Below are 17,273 nucleotides of genomic sequence, written 5' to 3'. Positions count from 1 at the left end.
TCCTTCGTGTCAGACAAGAATGTCGAGGGTGGTTTGGGGGCCGTTCAGGGTCCTGGCGTTGAGCAGGGCCGCGCCGTCGGCCAGGGCGTCCCAGCGGTGGCCGGGGCGTTGATCGCCCGGGCCGTTGCGGTTTCCCGGCGCCGAACCAGAGTCCCGCCCGTCCCGGCCGGTTCCGTCCCGGCCGGTGCCGTCCTGGCCGGTGCCGTCCCGCGCGGCGCTGCCCGGCCCGCTGTGCTCGGAAACGTCCAGGCTTGCCCCGTATCCGGCATCAGCGAGTTCCTTGCGGAGTTCTGGCAGGATCCCGCGGATGGCCTCACGCCCGGCGTCGCCCGGGGCGAAGAGCTCGATCCGCACGCCGGCGGCATCGATCTGCGCCCGGACCGTCACCGGGCCAAGATCCTCCGGGGTCACCTGCAGCGTCATGATGTGCTGTCCCTGCGGTGCCCCGGCAAGGGTGAAGAGCGGCTTCGCCACCTGCGGCTGGAGCGTGGCGCCCGGCTGGGGCGCCGCTGGAGCTGGAGGTTGTGGCGCAGCGGCGGACGACGTCGGCTGGCTGGCCGGCGGCGCGGCGGCAGCGCTTCCAGCTGCGGCGAGCGCGTCGGCGGGAGCCGGCGCGGGTGCAGCAGCCGGTGCAGCGGCGGGAGCGGCCGCCGGGGTGGATTCGGGGCGGACACCGGACCCGCCGCCCTCGGCGAGCGCAGCGCCCGGGAGAGCAGCGCCCGGGAGAAATGCGGCGGTGCTTGCGGCCGCGGCGGGACCCGCGACGGCGGCCGACGGTGCTGAGGCCAAGGCCGGTGAGGCTGGCGACGCTGTTCCCGCGCGTGACGCCAGCGCCGCTGCTGTTGGTACTGCCGGAGTTGCCGCAGTAGCCGGGGCAACGGTTTGCACCGGCAAGGACTCCTGGGCCGTGCCGGTGGTGCCCGGGCCTGGGGCGGGCGCCGCGGTTGAGGCCTTGGAAGGAGCCGAGGAGGGGTTCTGAGTGCCGGCAGGCTGCTGCGCCGGGTAGGCAGCTGACGCCGCGCTGCCGTCCGGCACCCTGCCGGCGGCACTGGCGCCGGCAACCGCGGCGGGTCCACCCGCAGCGGGAAGTGCCTGGCCGGAACGCATTCCGGTGATCTGTTCGCTCGCCGCCACCGCCGCCTGCGCTGTTCCGGGCTGCGCTGTTCCGGACTGAACGCCTCCGGGCTGAACGGTTCCAGCCTGCGGTCCTGCTGCTGAGGCAAACCGGGGATCGGGTCCGGACGTCGGCACCGGCGCCGCCGCTACGGGCTCGGCGGGGTGCGCCGCAGAGTGCTCCGGGCTGCCGGTCGCCGGAACCCCGGCAACTGACGTGACGCCGGGAACAGCCGCCAGAGCGTGCGGCTGACCGGCCCGCCCGTCGGCGGGCAGTTCACGGACGGCGGCCAGGGTGGGGGCGCCCAGAAGCGAGGCCGCGTTGGCGGCTGCGTTCGGAACCAGGTTGCCGGCGGCGCTGGCCTCTGCGTTGGTCACGGCGGCAGGATCCTGCGCCGTCGCCGATCCGACGTCGGCTCCCCCGGCTGGCGGCTGGGCCGGGGCGCCGGAAGGAGCGTTGATCTGTGCGTCATCGGCCACGGCACTGCCGGTGTCGGGGGTGGGCCCCGGCGCTGAGTCAGCTGTGCCCTGAACGTCGTGGAGCATTGCCGCGAACGCCGTGGTGTTCTGGCGCCCGGCGGCAGGCTGCGGGCGTGCGCCCTCCTGGCCGCCGCGGCCCTGGACCGGCACGGACAGCGCGGTTCCCAGATCCATGCCTTTCATGACGCCGTCCCGGCCGGGACGATGCGCCGGATGGAGGTCAGGTTGGAGTGCTGTTCCCAGGCGTCACGGATCTGGATGGTTTTGCCGGGGACGGGTGCGTCGATGGCCTTGCCGTTGCCCAGGTAGATGGAGATGTGGTCCCCGCCGAAGCTCACCAGCAGGTCGCCGGGCTTTGCCTCGGCCAGGGACGCCACCGGAGTGCCCTGGCGCATCTGGTCACTGACCACGCGGGGAATCTCAACGCCGAGGTCCTTGAAGACCCGCTGGGTGAAGCCGGAGCAGTCCATCCCGGTGGCCGGGTTTGTTCCGCCCCAGACGTAGGGGACACCGATGTACTTCTTAGCCACGGCCACGACGTCGTTGCCAGTCGCCGTGCCTGCGGCTGGAACGGTGGCGGGCGGCGTGATGCCCTTCAGCGCACCGATCGGAGACGTGCCGCCCAGCCCCAGGCTGTTGGCGAGGGAGGACACGTCGGTCCCGTTGGTTCCGCCCAGTGCCGCGGTCAGCGCTTCGGTGAAGGACCCGGCGTCTCCGTTTCCGGTACCGGTGGCGAGCGACGTCGACGCCGCCGACTTCAGCGCGGTGGTGTTGGCCTCCGAGGCCGCGGGACGTGACAATTCAGCGATCATCGATTGGATGCCCTGCATCCGGCCGATAGCCTCGGTCATGCTCATGACCTCACCTCCTGCTCTTCGCGGTGCCAGACAGTGGAGGCGATCTCGTCCAGGGCCGACTGTTCGGCGCGCAGGTCCGCGGTCAACACCTCGGCGTCGTGGCGGGCCTGCAGCTTCTCCAGGCCGACGGAACGGGTGCGGGCGGCGATGAACTCCTGGCGCGCCGTGGCCTCCTCGGTCTCCGCGATCCTCGAGAGGTTCTGCAGGTCCGCGAGCATGCTGTGGGACGAGGACCGGGCCGCGGCCACAGCCCGCAGGGACGCGGAGCCCGAAACGGGCGCGTCTCCCTCGGCGAGGTCACGGCGTGCGGCTGCTTCGCGCGCCCGCACGGAGCTGGAACGCGAGCGGGCACCGGCCAGCCCGGTGGCAGCCTGGTCTTGCTGGAGCTGGCGGAGGCGCAGGAGCCCTGCCAGGGGGAATTGGCGGTTCATGCTGCTGCTCCCAGGATCGACGTGAGATGGGTGAGCCGTTGCCAGGACTCGGGGTGTGCCGTGGATTCGTCCATCGGCTGCTGCAGGAAGGTGCTGATGTCCTGCTCGTGGTTCAGGGCCGCGTCCACCAGCGGGTTGGTGCCCGCCTGGTAAGCGCCGACGTCGATCAGGTCCTGCGCGGCCTTGCGGGCTGCGAGGACGCGCCGCAGGGTCGCCGCCGCGTCAAGGTGCGGGCGGGCGTTGACCTTCGTGGCGACGCGGGAGACCGAGCCGAGTACATCCACCGAGGGGAAGTGCCCGGTGACGGCGAGCTTCCGGTCCAGGACCACATGGCCGTCCAGGATGGAGCGGGCGGCGTCGGCGATCGGTTCGTTGTGGTCGTCGCCGTCCACCAGCACGGTGTAGATGCCCGTGACGGAGCCGGTCTCGGCGGTGCCGGCGCGTTCCAGCAGCCGGGCCAGGATGGAAAAGGTCGACGGCGGGTAGCCGCGGGTGGCGGGGGGCTCGCCGGCGGAGAGGCCGATCTCCCGCTGGGCCATCGCCACGCGGGTGAGGGAATCCATCATCAGGACCACGTCCTGGCCGTTGTCGCGGAAGGATTCGGCGATCCGCGTCGCGGTGAACGCCGCGCGCATGCGCATCAGGGCGGGTTCGTCCGAGGTGGCGACCACAACGACGGAACGGGCCAGGCCGGCAGGTCCGAGGTCGTCCTCGAGAAACTCGCGGACTTCACGGCCGCGCTCCCCCACGAGGGCGATCACCGAGACTTCCGCGTCCGTGCCGCGGGCGATCATCGAGAGCAGGGACGACTTTCCGACGCCGGAACCGGCGAAGAGCCCCATGCGCTGTCCCTTGCCGAGGGTGGTCATGGTGTCCAGGACGCGGACGCCGGTCTGCAGGGGTGTACCGATGCGGGCGCGTTTCATGGCGTTCGGGGCTTCGTTGTCGATCGGCACGCGGGGTCCGCTGGTGAGGGGGCCCTTGCCGTCGATGGGCCGGCCGAGGCCGTCGAGGACGCGGCCAAAGAGCCCTGATCCGGTGGGGACCAGGACGGCGCCGCCCTTGGCCCGGACGGGATCGCCCGCCGCGATGCCGGCCAGCCGGCCCAGCGGCATGCAGCGCACGGAGCTGTCCAGGGCGGCGACCACCTCGGCGTCCAGTCCCGGGTTGGAGCCGACGGTCACCAGGTCGCCCAGGGCGCAGTCCAGTCCGGATACTTCAAGGCCAAGGCCCATGACCGAGGTGACGACGCCTACCCGTTGCGGGGCGGCGGCGCGCAGTGCCGCGGCGTAGTCGGCTCCCTTGGGACGCCAGTCGGCGATCATCGCTGGTCCCCCTGCGAATTCTCGTCCCAGTCCTGGTCGCCCAAAAGCGCTGCGCGGGCGCGTGCCAGGGCGCTGCCGAGGCTCGCGTCGAGCCAGCCTTGCTGGTATTCGACCTTGGCGTCGCCGCGGTTAAGCGATTGGTCCGCGAGCAGTGGCAGGCCGGCGGGCAAGTCCTGGCCTTCCTTGGCCAGGACCGCGATGTCGGCCGGGTTCAGCCGGATGGCCAGCACTGTGGCGGCATCGTTTCCGGACAGGGCGCGGTCCAGGGCGGCGCGGGCCGTCCTGGTGCCCTCGGCCAGTTCGTAGCCCAGGATGGCCTCGGCGAGTTCCAGCGCGGTGCGGGCCAGGACCTCCTCGGCGTCGTGCAGCGCCTGGACGTTGCGGTGTGAGAAGTCCGTCCGCGCCACGGCCAGGGCACGGACCGCGCGATCGAGGTCCTGCTGCCCGGCGGCCAGTGAGGCGGCCTGCTCGGCGGACATGCGGTCGCGCCAGCGGCGCTGTTCCTTGGCGGCGGCCCGGACCCCGGCCGCATAGCCGGCGGCGTGGCCTTCGGTGTAGCCGGCCTGTTCGCTGGCGGGTCCGCTCGAGCGGAGCGAGGGGAAGACAATCCGTGCCGGGGCGCTGTCGGTCGCGGCCCCGTCAGTAAACATAGTCCTCTTCGTCCCCGCGCTGGATGGTGATCTGGCCGTCGGCCTCGAGCTCGCGGATGGAACGCACCACGGCGGCACGGGCTTCTTCGATCTGCGAGGCCCGCAGCGGGCCCAGGGCGGCGATCTCGGATTCGAGGATTTCCAGGTTGCGGCCGGAAACGTTGGTGGTGATGGTCTCCAGGACCGGTTCCGAGGCGCCCTTCATGGCGACGGCCAGCACGGACGCGTCCAGGCCGCGGAGGACCAGCTGCACGTCGCGGCGTTCCAGCTTCACGATGTCGTCGAAGGTGACCATCTGGGCGCGGATTTCCACGGCGAGGTCCGGATCCAGCAGGTCCAGGCCGTCCAGCACGGAACGTTCCGTGCCGGCGTCGGTCCGGTTGATGATTTCCAGCAGCGGCTGGATGCCGCCCACCACCTTGGACGCCTGCTGCGAGACGGCCGCGCCGCCGCGCAGTTTGAGGGTGTCGGCCACAATCCCGATGGCCTCGGGCGCGCCGGAACCCATGGTCGCGATGCTCAGGGCGACGTCGGCCCGCAGCGAGCCGGGCAGCCCGGACATCACGGCCGAGGCCTTGCGCGGGCTAAGGTGCGCCAGCACCAGTGCGATGGTCTGCGGCAGTTCGCCGTCGATCAGGGCAAGGATCTGGACCGGTTCAATGTCCTCGAGGAATTCGAAGGACTTGCCCGCCATGTTGACCGTGAGCCGGTTGAGCAGCCCGGCTGCCTTTTCCGAGCCGAAGGATGCCTCCAGGAGGCCTTCGGCCAGCTCGCGGCCGCCACGGGCCTGCCGGGGGCTGGACATCGCGGCTTCGTGGAAGTCCTTCATGATCTGCTCGGCGACTTCCGGATCCACCTTCCGCAGGCGGACGATTTCCGCGGCGATGTCCTCGGCCTCGGCGTCGTTGAACTGGGCCATCACCTTGGCGGCGTTGGCCGGGCTCATCTGCATAAGAACGACGGCGGCACGCTGGGTTCCGGTGAGGGTCGAATCGGCTAGTTTCATACCGGCTGCCTGTCATCCATGAGGCCGCGCAGGTAGTCGGCCGCTTTTTCCGGGTTGGAGGCGACCATGCTGTCGATCTCGAAGCGGCGGCGCTCGGCCTCCACCTGGGCCGGCGGCGGCACAATTGGGGGCAGGGCGGTGAGCGGGATGGCCGACGTCGCGGGTGCCGGCGGCAGCGCCGTGACCGTGGGCATGACCGGCATCATCTCCAGGTCGAGGCGTTCGCCGAGGTCCACCGGTTCGCGCTTCTGCCGGCGGCGCAGGACGATGGCGATGACGAGGGCCAGGATGAGCAGTCCCAGCAGGATGCTGCCCGCCGTGATGAGGGTAGTGAAGAAGGCTGACTGCTTCTGGGCTTCGAGTTCGGCTTTGGCCGCTTCGAGGGAGGCGGCAGCCTGGTCCGCCGCGGCGGTGCTGAACGGCACCACTTCGACCGTCACGACGTCGCCGCGGGCGGCGTCGACTCCGGCGGCGGCGGTGACGAGTGAGGTCAGCGAGGCGACGTTGAGTCCGCCGGCGGCGGCCTGGTCGACGGCCACCGAGATGGTCTGCCGTTTCACGGCGCCGGCCGGGATCACACGGTCCTCAGTGATCTTGTTGACGGCATTGTTCTTGGTCTCGGTGGAGGAGTCGAAGCTGCCGTTTCCGCTGGTGTCGCCGGGAACGGCGATGTTGTCCGGGCCGAGGACTCCCGCGGCGCCTCCTCCGGTACCGGTGTATTTCTCGGTTTTGGAGGACTCGCTGAGCGGCAGGGCGCCCGGAGCGTTGGTGAAGGTTTCGCTCTTCTGCTGGGCGGATTCGCCCGTGATGTCCGCGGCCACCGCCACGGTGGAGTTGCCGGGGCCAACGACGCGGTCCATAACGGCCTTGACGGCGTCGGAGGTGCGCTGCTGGTAGTCGGAGGCCTGCTTGGAAGCGGACCCCGCCGCGGCGCCGCCGACGGAGGACAGGACGTTGCCCTGCGAGTCGACAACGGAGACGTTGGCGGGCTTGAGGTTTTCGATGGCGGCCGACGTCAGGTGCACGATCGCCTGGACTTTGTCGCCGGAGAGGGTGGAGCCGGGGGCCGTCTCCACGAAGACGGAGGCGGTGGTGTCCGGGGTTTTGGACACGAAAACGGTCTTTTCCGGAATCGCGAGGCGGACTGCGGCGGTCTGTACGCCGTCCATGGCGGAGATGGTGCTCGCGAGTTCCCCTTCGAGGGCCCGCTTGTAGGTGACGGACTGCTGGAACTCGGAGGAGGTGACCCCCATTTTGTCCAGCAGGGAGTAGCCGGTGGCGGCGGCCGTGGGCAGGCCGGCGGCGGCGGCCTTGAGGCGCTCGTCGTAGACCTTGTCCTGCGGCACCAGGATGGTGGAGCCGCCGTCGCTCAGCTCATACGGCACGTTGTCCGCGCGCAGTTGCTCCACGATGCCGTTGGCGTCGGTGTCCTTGAGGCCGGAGAACAGCGGCGTCAGGGCGGGCTTGGACAGCCAGGCGGAGAGCGCGATGATGCCCACCACCAGCAGCGCGGCGCCGATCACGGCGATGGTGCGCTGGCCGGCGGTGAATCCTTTGAGGCCCGCGCCGAAGCGCTGGAAGAAGACGGTAATCTGCGGAGGCATCAGGCCTGCATCCTCATAATCTCGTTGAAGGCGTCAACGCCCTTGTTGCGCATGGTGGCCACGAGTTCAAGGGTGATCTGGGCGCGGCTGGCCGCGAGGGTGGCGTTGTGGATGTCGTCCAGGTTGCCGGTGACAGCGGAGACAGCGAGCTCCTTCGACGTCGACTGAAGCTGCTGGAGGTTGTCCACCGCCCCGGTGAGGGAGGCGCCGAAGGCGGAGCCGTCAGTGCCGGTAGCGGCACCCGCTCCGGACAGGTAGTCGGTGGGCATGACGCCCTGGACGGGGGCGATCGGGGAAACAGGCATCAGGATCTTCCAATCTCAAGGGCGGCCAGGTAGCTTTCACGGGCGCGGTCCACTACCTGCGCGTTTGCCTGGTAGCCGCGCTGGGCGATGATGAGGGCGCCCATCTGTTCGGCCATGTCAATGTCCGGGTACTTCACGTTGCCGTCGGCGTCCGCCAGGGGGTGGTCCGGCTGGTGAACGATCCGGCCCTCGCCGTTGCCGAGCTGGGTGCTCTTGACGTAGACGCCCGAGCCCTCCGCGCCTTCGGCGGCCTCGACGTACTTGGCCTGGAACGCCGGTCCGCTGGTGCGGGAGACGTTGTTCATGTTGGCAAGGTTGTCCGAGACGGAGTCCAGCCATTTGCGGTGTACGGTCAGTGCCGACCCGGCGATGCCGATTGCGTCGAACGTCATTAGTTGGTCCTCATCGCGGCGCGGACTGCATTGAATTCCCCGCCGATGGCCCGGGCGGCGAACTGGAAGCGCAGCACGGTGTCGATGTTGGACAGGGTCTCGGTGTCCAGGTTGACGTTGTTGCCGTTCAACCCGGTGGGCTCCAGCGAGGTGCCTGTGGTGGCGCCGACGCTGCCGTCACCGGACCTGACGGAGTCTGCGAGGGCCGCCTCGAAGCTGACACGCTTTGCGTGGTAATTCGGCGTGTTGACGTTCGCGATGTTGTTCGCGATGGCGCGCTGGCGCAGCGCCAGGCCGTCCATGGCGCTGGCCAAGGCGGCGGAAGTCACGGATTCGAGCACAGAGTCCTGCCTGGGATGGTGGGGTGGCCGATCCGTGGCCGTTAAACGAGCGATCCGTGCTCTATCAGTGGTTATCGGCACTGGTCAGCCGCGCGTTAGCAGAAAGTATGAAAGGTTTTTTGCAGGTTTCTTCGCTGTGTGTTTTGCCGGCCCTCGCCGGGTATCCTGCCGGGGCGGTCAGCCGTTGACGTCGAGGTAGATGGCTCCGGAGGGATCACCGACGCCGGGAACGGAAGAGACCGCGTGCAGCTGCCTGGCGACGTCCATGCGGGCTTCTTCCAGCTTCCTGGCGACGCGCTCCTGCGCGGCCGACAATGCGAGCGCGCGGCGGCGGGCTCCCGCCGGAAGCGGTCCCGGGGATACCGGCGGCTGCCAGCGTTTCTCGGGCAGGGGCTCAACCCCCGACTGGGGCGCGACGGAGAGCGGGCCAAGCGGGTCTTTCAGTGTGCGCTCGGCGGCGCCCACGGCCATCTCCAGCACATCCAGGATGGCATTCCAGGCCGCCAGGGCGGTGTCCGTGTGAGGCGGCGGGGTGGATTCGGAGTCCTGGATGCCGGCTCCCCCTAAGCCGGTCTCCACCTCCGTGTGGTTACCCAAAGCCGAGACTCCCGCCACCTGTTCCGGGCTGGGTGTTCCAGGCGCCGGCAGCGGAGAACCCTGTGGCGGCGGGGAAGGCTGTGGCGGCTCCATAGCCCGCCGTTGCAGCAGCTGCGGGGGCTGCCGACGGCGCGGGAGCCGCGGCGGCGGCCTCATGCCAGGCCTGGCGCAGGGGTTCCAGGAGTTCAATGGCTTCGCGGGTCAGTGCCGGATCGCGCTGGATGTTTGCGTTGACCAGGGCGGTGAAGGCGTAGTTGTAGAGGCCCAGAAGACCGTCGGCGCCGTCCCAGGCATCCGTCTTGAGCGAGGAGATCAGCTCGGCGATGATGGCCTGGCCGTGGAGGAGGTTCTCCGACGCGACCGGCCAGTTGGCCGACTGCTGCGCGCTCTCGGCCCGGCCCAGGTCCAGCAGGAGCCGGTCGTAGAGCATGGTGAGGAGGCGAGCCGGCGGCGCCGAGAGGACGGAGTCGGCGAGGTACTGGTTCCGCTGGGCGGCACTGCCGAAGCCGTTGCCATAACTGGTGGTCATGCTGAGTTACTTCCTGAAGAAAGGCCGCCCAGCTGGGCGGTGAGCCAGGACTGCTGCGCCTGCATGTTGCTGAGGGCCACTTCCAAACCGGAGTAGGTGCGCTGCAGCGTGGCCTTGCGGGATTCGAGCCGGGTGTCCCAATCGCTGATCCGGTCGGCCAGGTCACGGACTTCGGATTGCTGGCCGGTGATTTTCTTGGTGAGCGTGCCGTCGTACTTGTCGGACGCCGTGGTCGCGGCCGCGGCAACACGCGTGGCGATCTCCTGGACCTTGGCGGCGGTGCCGGCCGGGTCGGCGGCGAGGGCTGCCGAGAACTTCTTCTCGTCAAACTCCATGGTGCCGGTCTTGGTGATGCTGATGCCGATTTCCGACGGCGACCGCGGCGGGGTGCCCACCGGCAAGGAGGCCGCGGACAGGATGTTCTGGTTCACGGAGCGCACCGCGCTGTCGCCGGCGAAGATGCCGGCAGTGGTCGACGTGCCGCTCGTGTTGGTGGTGCTGGTGACGGCGGTTTTGCTGGCCACGTAGGAGAAGATGCTGTTCACACCTTCGACGAGCCCGGACGCGAGTTTGGTGATGCCGGCGTCGTCGCGGGCCACGGTGAGCGTCACGGGAGCGGCGGTCACTTCTTTGGCGGTGATGGACACGCCCGGGAGGAGATCGGTGAAGGTGTTCGTCGAGGACTTCACCGACTGGGCTGCGGCGGTGCCGGGCCAGAGGGAAATTTCGGCGTCCTGTGCAGCCTTGACGTCGGTGAACGTGGTGCCGGGATCGCTGATGGTGAAGGCCCCGGCTTCGCCGGACTTCGTGGCGGTGAACTGCAGGCGGTATTCGCCGGCGCCGACGGCGACCTTGCTGGCGGTCACGCCCGCTCCGGCCGCATTGACGGACTTCACGACGTCGTCGAGGTTGCTCGTGAGCGGCTCGATCGTATAAGCCTGCCCACCGCTGTTGATGGTCATGGTGGTGTACGGCCAGCCGACTACGGCGTTGACCTTGGGTGTGACGGTGACCTGGGTCTGGGCCAGCTTGGTGACCTGGAAGTCGATGGATCCGGCCTTGGCGGCCGCCGTGGGGGTGGCGGTGACCTTGTCGCTGGTTGTGGTTGCGGTGTTGAGGTCCAGTGCGCCGGGCTTGGCGGCGGCGGTGGCCTGGGTGGCGAGCGCGGCCACCTTGCTGTTGAGGCCCTGCAGCGCGGACACCATGGACTGGAGGTCCTGGGACTTGTACTTGAGCAGCGTCTGCGGGATGGCCTCAACCTGCATCACGGAGCTGATGAGGGCAGTGGTATCGAGCCCACTGGCTAGTCCGTCGAGTGAGATTCCCATCGCTGCCTTTCATTGCCGCACATGACTGCTGGTGCTTGGTGTTCGGAACTTCAGATGTTGCGCGTAAGGGCCGGACGATGGATTGCTCTCATCGTCCGGCCCTTCCGCAGTGTCTTGATCGGGATTAAGTCTTCGTCCGATCAGGGTGGCAGCCCTACTTCTGGACTACCGAGCCACCGGAAACCGGTTTAGCGCAGGAGCGAAAGAACGCCCTGGCTGGACTGGTTTGCCTGGGCCAGCATTGCGGTGCCTGCCTGGGACAGGATGTTGGCCTTGGTGAACTTGACCATTTCCTGAGCCATGTCGACGTCGGCGATGCGGGACTGAGCGGCAGACAGGTTTTCGCCGGCGACGTTCAGCGACTTGACAGCGTGCTCGAGGCGGTTCTGGGACGCGCCCAGATCCGAGCGAGAAGTCGAAATCGCCTTGATGGCGTCGTCGATGGAGGAGATCGTCGTGGCAGCAGTAGTTGCATCCGTCACGTCGAAGTCAACCGCGCCAGCACCCGCTGCACCGGAAAGGCCTGCGACGTCCGTGGCAACGTCAGCGAGGTTGACGGTGATCTGGTCGTTGGCAGCAACCGAGCCGGCACCGACCTGGATGCTCAGTGAGCCGCCCTTGAGCAGGTCGATGCCGTTGAAGTTGGTTGCCTCGGTGAGGCGCCCCATCTCCTCGCCGAGGGAGTCTGCTTCCTTCTTGATGGCTGCGCGGGCATCATCGTTGTTCGTGTCGTTTGCACCCTGGACAGCGAGGTCACGCATGCGCTGCAGGATGGAGTGGACCTCGGTCAGGGCGCCTTCAGTCGTCTGGATGACGCTGATGCCGTCCTGGGCGTTCCGGGATGCCTGGGCCGATCCGGTGACCTGTGACTTCAGGCCCTCGGAGATGGACAGGCCTGCTGCATCATCGGCTGCACGGTTGATGCGCAGGCCGGTGGACAGCTTTTCCAGGGACTTGGACAGGTCCGTCTGGGTGGCGTTGAGGTTGCGGTACGAGTTGTTGGCCGCAAGGTTGTTATTGATAACGAAGCCCATGATGTTTCCTCCGTGAGTGGGACTGTAAGCGATGGCCCATCCGTGGGCCTTCAGGAGTAGTTATCGCCCTTTCCGATACACACGTAAGGAAAATTGCGAAATTCTTTTCCGAACACTTTTCCTTGCTATTTCGCCTGTAATCAGCCTTATTCCCGCTAACGGATCCCAGTCCCCTGCCGATAGTTTCTACGAACCCTGCTGAAGGCTGCAGCTGACTCCTTATGTACTGCATGCCCGGCACCACCGCATTAGTCACCTTTGAGGGAGCCGTCCGGACCATGGCCATCCACGAACTTTCAGCCCTGCTGTGGCGGGAGCGTGAACTCCTGGACGTTCTCACCTTCAAGCTGGAGGAGGAGCAGCTGCTGCTTACCTCGGGCAAATCCCGCTGGCTGCCCCACGGCACCCGGGAAGTCGAGCAGGTCCTGGGGCACCTCGCCCAGGCGAGCCTGGCGCGCACCATCGAGGCCGCCGTCGTTGCCGAGGTCTGGGGCCTCCCCACGGACGCGTCCCTGGCGGAACTGGCCGCGGCGGCTCCGGAAGGCGCCTGGGCCGAGATCCTCACCGCGCACCTCGCCGCGCTGACCCGCCAGACCGCCCTGATCAAGGAACTGCGCGACTCCAACGAGCAGTACCTGCGCACCGCCGTCCGCTCCACCCAGGAGTCGCTGGCGGATCTGCGTCCCGCGGCGGGCACCTACGACGCTCACGGCAAGACCGGGGACACCGCCGCCTCCCGCATCTTCGACAAGCAATTCTAAGGAAGCCACCATGAGCACCTTCGGCGCCCTGAACACCGCCTACCGCGGGCTGACCGCAGCCCAGCAGGGCATGAACGTGGCCGGGCAGAACATCGCCAACGCCGCCACCGAGGGCTACACCCGGCAACGCGTCGATCAGTCTTCCCTGGCAGCGCCGGCCCGTGGACTCTTCAGCGGCGGAGCCTTGCAACCCGGCCAGGGTGTGTCCGTGAACGCCATCTCACGGCTCGGCAGCAGCTTCCTCGACGCCGGTGTCCGCTCGGCGGGCGCGCAGGCCGGCTACGCCACTGTCCGTTCCTCGGCGCTGCAGGGCATCGAGGGCATCCTGCAGGAACCGGGCGACAACGGTATTTCGAATGCGCTGCACGGTTTCTGGTCCGCGTGGCAGGGCGCCGCCAACCAGCCCACGGAGTCCGGGCCCAAGGGGCTGCTCCTGACCGCCGCCAACTCCGTGACGGACAAGATTTCCTCCGCCTACAAGGCCCTCGACTCGCAGTGGAGCGGTGTCCGCAGCGAGGCGCTGGACGCGGTGACAGCCGTCAACGCGGCAGCCGCGCAGGTAGCGTCCTACAACACGACGATCCGCTCGACGCTCGCGGCCGGCGGATCGGCCAACGAGCTGATCGACGCCCGTGCCAAGCTCACGGACCAGATCGCCGGCCTCGCCGGCGGCACCGTCCGCGAACAGCCCGACGGCACCGTGGACGTCCTTGTGGGCGGCAACGCCCTGGTGACCGGCGGCTCCGTCCGGACGCTTAAGCTGGCCGGGGCGACGGCCATGGCCGACGCCGCTACCGACGCCCCGCGCGTCGAGTGGACCAACCCCGGCGGCACGGCAGCACTCGACGGCGGCGAACTCGCCGGCGCCCTCTCCGTGCTGGCACCCGCTTCCGGAGGATCCGGAGGCCCCATCGCCGAGGCAGCCGAGTCCTACAACAGGTTCGCGACCGCCCTCGCCACGGCGGTCAATTTCGTCCATAAGGATGGTGTCACGGGCGCCGGCGTCCAGGGCGTCAACTTCTTCACCACCGGCACAGGACCCGCCGCACTGAGCATCGCCGGCCCCACAAGCACCGCAAATATCGCCCTCAAATCTTCAACGGGCGGCGCCCTGGACACCAGCATCGCGGACAAGATCTCGCAGCTCGGCACCGGTGCGAACTCCCCGGACAAAGTCTGGTCAGGGATCGTCACGAACATCGGGGTGCAGTCCCGCGCAGCCCAGCAGCACGAGTCGCTCACCGATGCAGCCCAGGCTTCCGCCCGGACCAGCCGGGCCTCGCAGTCATCCGTGAGCCTGGATGAAGAAAACGTCAGCCTGCTCACCAACCAGCACGCCTACCAGGCCGCGGCCCGGGTGATGACCGCCGTCGACGAAGCCCTGGACGTCCTGATCAACCGCACCGGATTGGTAGGAAGGTAGCCACATGCTGAACCGCGTCACAAACCTGACCATGAGCGCGAACGCCCAGCGGACCCTGCAGACCCAGCAGGCCCGGCTGTCCGAGCTGCAGGACAAAGCCACCACGCTCAACAAAATCTCCCGCCCCTCGGACGATCCCGCCGCTACGGCCAAGGCGCTCGAAACCCGTTCCTTGCTCGCCGCCACGGCGCAGTACGGCCGGAACATCGACGACGGCAACACGTGGCTCACCGCCGCTGACTCCGCACTGGAGCAGGCAACCAACGTGATGCACCGCATCAAGGACCTCACCGTGCTGGCCGGCAACGGCTCGCTGAACCAGTCGGGCAAGGACGCCATCGCCCTCGAACTGGAGGCCCTGAACAAGGATCTTGTCTCGGTCGCCAACAGCAAGCACCTGGGCCGGAACATCTTCGCCGGCAGTTCCGATGCCGCCACGGCCTTCAGCTCCGCGACGCCGCCCGTGTTCCAGGGCGCCGGCATCAGCCCGGTGGAACGGCGCATCAGCGCCACCCAGACGGTCCGGGTCGACGCCGACGGCGGAGCGATCTTCGGCAGCGATGCCGGCTCCGTCTTCGCCACGGTGGCCAATATCGCCGCGCAACTCCGCAGCGGCGGGGACATCACCTCGCAGCTGGCTCCCCTTGAGACATCGTTTAAGAACATCGTCAACGGACGTGCTGAGATAGGTACACGCCAGGCGCAGCTGGAACGTGCCGGCACCGTCAACACAGAATTGGAGGCCACCTTGGATGCCCAGCGGACCGGCATTGAAAAGGCAGATCTCGGCAGCGTCATCATGGACCTGAAGCTTCAGGAGACCAACTACCAGGTTGCCCTGGCCGCCACGGCGCGGGTCCTGCAGCCCACGCTGATGGACTTCCTGCGGTGAACACGCCTGTGGCCGATCTCCCCGTCACCACCACCCCCGTGACGTTCACCGCGCCCATGCCGGGTCTTGAGAACGCACATGACTTCACTCTGCGCAGCGTCGAAGGCGCCACCGGTCTCTATGCCCTTGAGGCCGGTTCTCCCAGCCCCGTACGCCTGTTCCTCGCCGACGCCGCCGTGTTTGTGCCGGGCTACGCCCCGCCGGTTCCAGCGGCCACATTGCAGGCCCTGGAACTTGAGCAGGACCAGGACCTCCAGATGCTGGTGGTGCTCAACCACTCCCCCAAAGCCACCACGGTGAACCTCATGGCCCCGATCGTGCTGAACCCGGCAACCCGCCGCTGCGCCCAGCTGGTCCTGGACGGCCGGGAGTACCCGCTCCGGGCGGACCTTAACTCGCTCTAGCGATCCCGCCGGTGCCAGGCCTCACCAGAAATGCGCGACGTCGATCACCAGACGTGAGCCTGCCGCCGGTCCCTCCAGGGCGAACACCCGGAACGGCAGCCGGGCCCGGACCCCGATGCCGAGGCTGGAATACCCTTCGAAACTTCCTGCCCACGCCACCTGCCGGAACGTCTGGTAGCCCGTGACGTTCGTCAGTTCCTTACGGTTTCCCGGGTTGTAGGTGGACTTGCCGTTCTGGTCGTACGCCGGGTCGTTGACTGTGACCTGGATAAACGCCTGGCCCCGCAGCGGGACCGGCAATCCGGAACCGTCCTGCGTTACCTGCGGAACGTAGCGGACGGTGTAGCCGCCAACGCGCCCGTTGAGGTCGATGACCAGCCGGTCGAAGCAGTAGTGCTGGCCGGTCCTTACGTTAGTCACCTGGGCCTGGCTCATGGCGGGATTCGACTTGACCAGCGATCCCCACACCAGCCCGCAGTAGGGAGCCGCCGATGCGGGACCGGGCGCCACCAGCCCGGATGCAACCGCCAGCATGATTGCGATAAACCACACCCGGAACGTCTTCATTTGGGCTGCCCCCTCAAGAGTTGAGATAGCTCCAGAATAGGAGCGTTCCCTCGCCGAATCGAGGGGTAATCCGGCATCGGCGCCCAACCGTTAGGCTGCGCCGCGCCCGGTTACGGGACGGTTGCACCGCCGTCGTCCTCCTGTTGGGACATGTCGTGGAACGGCGAAGCGCCGGACCCCTCGCGGGTTCCGGCGCTTCGTGGTGCATTGCTGCGAAGTGGTGGCGCTGTGAAGTGGCGGCGCGCGGTGGAAGGTCCCCTAGCCTTCGCAGTCGCGGCAGTACTTCATGCCGTTCTTTTCCTTGGCCACCTGGGACCGGTGACGGACCAGGAAGCAGGACGAGCAGGTAAATTCGTCGGACTGTTCGGGAACAACAATGACCGTCAGTTCTTCGCCGGAGAGATCGGCACCGGGAAGGTCGATGCCTTCTGCCGTGTCGTTCTCATCGACGTCGATAACGGCGGTCTGCGCGCCGCCGCCACGGGACGCCTGAAGGGCCTCCAGCGACTCAGCGGGAGACTCTTCTTCTGTCTTGCGTGGTGCGTCGTAATCGGTAGCCATTTGGGGGTTCACTTTCGTTGCTGCGCAGCGCCATTTCAGGCACCTCAGTGAAGCAGTTTAGGACATTATCCATGCAGCCGAAGAATAGTGTGGTGAAACTGACACTTTGCGTCACGGGGCCGCGCCCTGCTGCGCGCGCGCCTCACGCCACCGGCCAGACGACGAGTGTCTTCCAGGCTCCCGGATCGGGTTCGGCGGCCGGGTCCGTGAGGTAGTACTCCCACATCACGTTCCCCGGGGTCAGCCCCGCGGCCTGCATCTTCCCCGTGATGGCTTTGTACGTTTCGGGGAGCTTCTCGTAGGGCCCCACATGCATGGCTTCCATGGCGCGGCCGGCGGGAAGGGATCCCGCTGTCACTCCCCCGTGGTCACCGGGCCACGGAAGCGGCGCCGCCACCGGAAAGCCCGCCTCCACGTCCACGACGTCGGTCGGCATCCCGTGGTACAGGGCGAAAGGCGGTCCGGCCAGCTGGACCTGCTGCTGCTCGGCTGCCGCCATCACGGCCTGGTAGGCGCGGCCAAAGAACTCCTTCAGTGCGTTCATCGGCACCGTTTCGCGCAGGACCGCGGTGGGCTGTTCCTCGAGTCGGGTGGATTTGATCTCCGGCGTCTTTTCCGGATTCGCTTCGGTCATGAGCCCAGACTCCGCTCCACGGTTTCCGCGGTCTAGGGC

At 68.0% G+C, this 17,273-nt stretch carries 21 protein-coding genes; 4 read left to right on the top strand and 17 right to left on the bottom strand.

Going from position 1 to position 17,273, the window contains the following annotated elements:
* Positions 1-9: 9 nt before the first annotated feature.
* The 14 genes from ASE96_RS00195 to ASE96_RS00130 all read right to left on the bottom strand — a co-directional run bounded on the left by ASE96_RS00195 (position 10) and on the right by ASE96_RS00130 (position 11,992).
* Complete coding sequence (locus tag ASE96_RS00195) at positions 10-1,776, bottom strand: flagellar hook-length control protein FliK (RefSeq protein WP_082492500.1); 1,767 nt, start codon at positions 1,774-1,776, stop codon at positions 10-12.
* On the bottom strand, positions 1,773-2,450 hold the full coding sequence (locus tag ASE96_RS00190; protein ID WP_056424354.1) for a C40 family peptidase: 678 nt from the start codon (positions 2,448-2,450) through the stop codon (positions 1,773-1,775). The genes ASE96_RS00195 and ASE96_RS00190 overlap by 4 nt, the downstream gene beginning before the upstream one ends.
* The gene (locus ASE96_RS00185) at positions 2,447-2,881 is read right to left on the bottom strand and encodes a flagellar FliJ family protein (RefSeq protein ID WP_056424350.1); all 435 of its coding nucleotides are present in this window, start codon (positions 2,879-2,881) and stop codon (positions 2,447-2,449) included. The genes ASE96_RS00190 and ASE96_RS00185 overlap by 4 nt, the downstream gene beginning before the upstream one ends.
* Positions 2,878-4,206, bottom strand: coding sequence for a FliI/YscN family ATPase (locus tag ASE96_RS00180; RefSeq protein WP_056424347.1), 1,329 nt, complete (start codon positions 4,204-4,206; stop codon positions 2,878-2,880). The genes ASE96_RS00185 and ASE96_RS00180 overlap by 4 nt, the downstream gene beginning before the upstream one ends.
* A complete protein-coding gene (locus tag ASE96_RS00175) occupies positions 4,203-4,856 on the bottom strand; it encodes a FliH/SctL family protein (RefSeq protein ID WP_056424343.1) in 654 nt (217 codons plus the stop codon). The genes ASE96_RS00180 and ASE96_RS00175 overlap by 4 nt, the downstream gene beginning before the upstream one ends.
* Positions 4,846-5,862, bottom strand: coding sequence for a flagellar motor switch protein FliG (gene fliG, locus ASE96_RS00170; RefSeq protein ID WP_056424340.1), 1,017 nt, complete (start codon positions 5,860-5,862; stop codon positions 4,846-4,848). Before fliG ends, ASE96_RS00175 begins: the two co-directional genes overlap by 11 nt.
* Positions 5,859-7,466, bottom strand: a complete 1,608-nt coding sequence (gene fliF, locus ASE96_RS00165; protein ID WP_056424337.1) for a flagellar basal-body MS-ring/collar protein FliF — start codon at positions 7,464-7,466, stop codon at positions 5,859-5,861. The genes fliG and fliF overlap by 4 nt, the downstream gene beginning before the upstream one ends.
* A complete protein-coding gene (fliE, locus tag ASE96_RS00160) occupies positions 7,466-7,771 on the bottom strand; it encodes a flagellar hook-basal body complex protein FliE (RefSeq protein ID WP_056424334.1) in 306 nt (101 codons plus the stop codon). The genes fliF and fliE overlap by 1 nt, the downstream gene beginning before the upstream one ends.
* Positions 7,771-8,163, bottom strand: a complete 393-nt coding sequence (locus ASE96_RS00155) for a flagellar basal body rod protein FlgC (RefSeq protein ID WP_056424331.1) — start codon at positions 8,161-8,163, stop codon at positions 7,771-7,773. Before ASE96_RS00155 ends, fliE begins: the two co-directional genes overlap by 1 nt.
* Complete coding sequence (gene flgB, locus ASE96_RS00150) at positions 8,163-8,504, bottom strand: flagellar basal body rod protein FlgB (protein WP_056424328.1); 342 nt, start codon at positions 8,502-8,504, stop codon at positions 8,163-8,165. Before flgB ends, ASE96_RS00155 begins: the two co-directional genes overlap by 1 nt.
* A 177-nt stretch (positions 8,505-8,681) precedes the next feature.
* Entirely contained in the window at positions 8,682-9,083 is a 402-nt protein-coding gene (locus tag ASE96_RS00145) for a hypothetical protein (RefSeq protein WP_156367459.1), read from the bottom strand.
* Between the two features lie 10 nt (positions 9,084-9,093).
* Positions 9,094-9,630 (bottom strand): flagellar export chaperone FliS, encoded by a 537-nt coding sequence (locus tag ASE96_RS00140; protein ID WP_056424323.1) that lies wholly within the window; start codon positions 9,628-9,630, stop codon positions 9,094-9,096.
* Positions 9,627-10,958, bottom strand: a complete 1,332-nt coding sequence (gene fliD, locus ASE96_RS00135; RefSeq protein WP_056424320.1) for a flagellar filament capping protein FliD — start codon at positions 10,956-10,958, stop codon at positions 9,627-9,629. Before fliD ends, ASE96_RS00140 begins: the two co-directional genes overlap by 4 nt.
* Before the next feature lie 188 nt (positions 10,959-11,146).
* Complete coding sequence (locus ASE96_RS00130; protein WP_056424317.1) at positions 11,147-11,992, bottom strand: flagellin N-terminal helical domain-containing protein; 846 nt, start codon at positions 11,990-11,992, stop codon at positions 11,147-11,149.
* Between the two features lie 230 nt (positions 11,993-12,222).
* Here ASE96_RS00130 and ASE96_RS00125 point away from each other — a divergent pair, with 230 nt between their 5' ends.
* Genes ASE96_RS00125 through ASE96_RS00110 form a run of 4 tightly spaced genes read left to right on the top strand, consistent with a single transcriptional unit; the run spans position 12,223 to position 15,472 of the window.
* Positions 12,223-12,753 carry a flagellar protein FlgN gene (locus ASE96_RS00125; RefSeq protein ID WP_326951637.1) on the top strand — a complete coding sequence of 177 codons (531 nt, stop codon included), beginning with the start codon at positions 12,223-12,225 and terminating at the stop codon, positions 12,751-12,753.
* 10 nt (positions 12,754-12,763) lie between these two features.
* On the top strand, positions 12,764-14,176 hold the full coding sequence (gene flgK, locus ASE96_RS00120) for a flagellar hook-associated protein FlgK (protein ID WP_056424314.1): 1,413 nt from the start codon (positions 12,764-12,766) through the stop codon (positions 14,174-14,176).
* Between the two features lie 4 nt (positions 14,177-14,180).
* On the top strand, positions 14,181-15,068 hold the full coding sequence (flgL, locus tag ASE96_RS00115; protein WP_056424311.1) for a flagellar hook-associated protein FlgL: 888 nt from the start codon (positions 14,181-14,183) through the stop codon (positions 15,066-15,068).
* Positions 15,065-15,472: a flagellar assembly protein FliW gene (locus ASE96_RS00110; protein WP_056424308.1), complete on the top strand. Its 408-nt coding sequence runs from the start codon at positions 15,065-15,067 to the stop codon at positions 15,470-15,472. Before flgL ends, ASE96_RS00110 begins: the two co-directional genes overlap by 4 nt.
* 21 nt (positions 15,473-15,493) lie before the next feature.
* On the opposite strand, the gene ASE96_RS00105 is transcribed toward ASE96_RS00110, so the two are convergent.
* The 3 genes from ASE96_RS00105 to ASE96_RS00095 all read right to left on the bottom strand — a co-directional run bounded on the left by ASE96_RS00105 (position 15,494) and on the right by ASE96_RS00095 (position 17,234).
* Complete coding sequence (locus tag ASE96_RS00105) at positions 15,494-16,039, bottom strand: AMIN-like domain-containing (lipo)protein (protein ID WP_056424307.1); 546 nt, start codon at positions 16,037-16,039, stop codon at positions 15,494-15,496.
* Between the two features lie 258 nt (positions 16,040-16,297).
* Positions 16,298-16,600: a DUF4193 domain-containing protein gene (locus ASE96_RS00100; RefSeq protein ID WP_056424304.1), complete on the bottom strand. Its 303-nt coding sequence runs from the start codon at positions 16,598-16,600 to the stop codon at positions 16,298-16,300.
* A 142-nt stretch (positions 16,601-16,742) separates the two neighbouring features.
* Positions 16,743-17,234, bottom strand: coding sequence for a GyrI-like domain-containing protein (locus tag ASE96_RS00095; protein WP_056424301.1), 492 nt, complete (start codon positions 17,232-17,234; stop codon positions 16,743-16,745).
* Positions 17,235-17,273: the final 39 nt, after the last annotated feature.

The organism is Arthrobacter sp. Leaf69, assembly GCF_001422645.1.
Lineage (GTDB): Bacteria > Actinomycetota > Actinomycetes > Actinomycetales > Micrococcaceae > Arthrobacter.
This window is presented reverse-complemented; position numbering and strand designations above follow the sequence as displayed.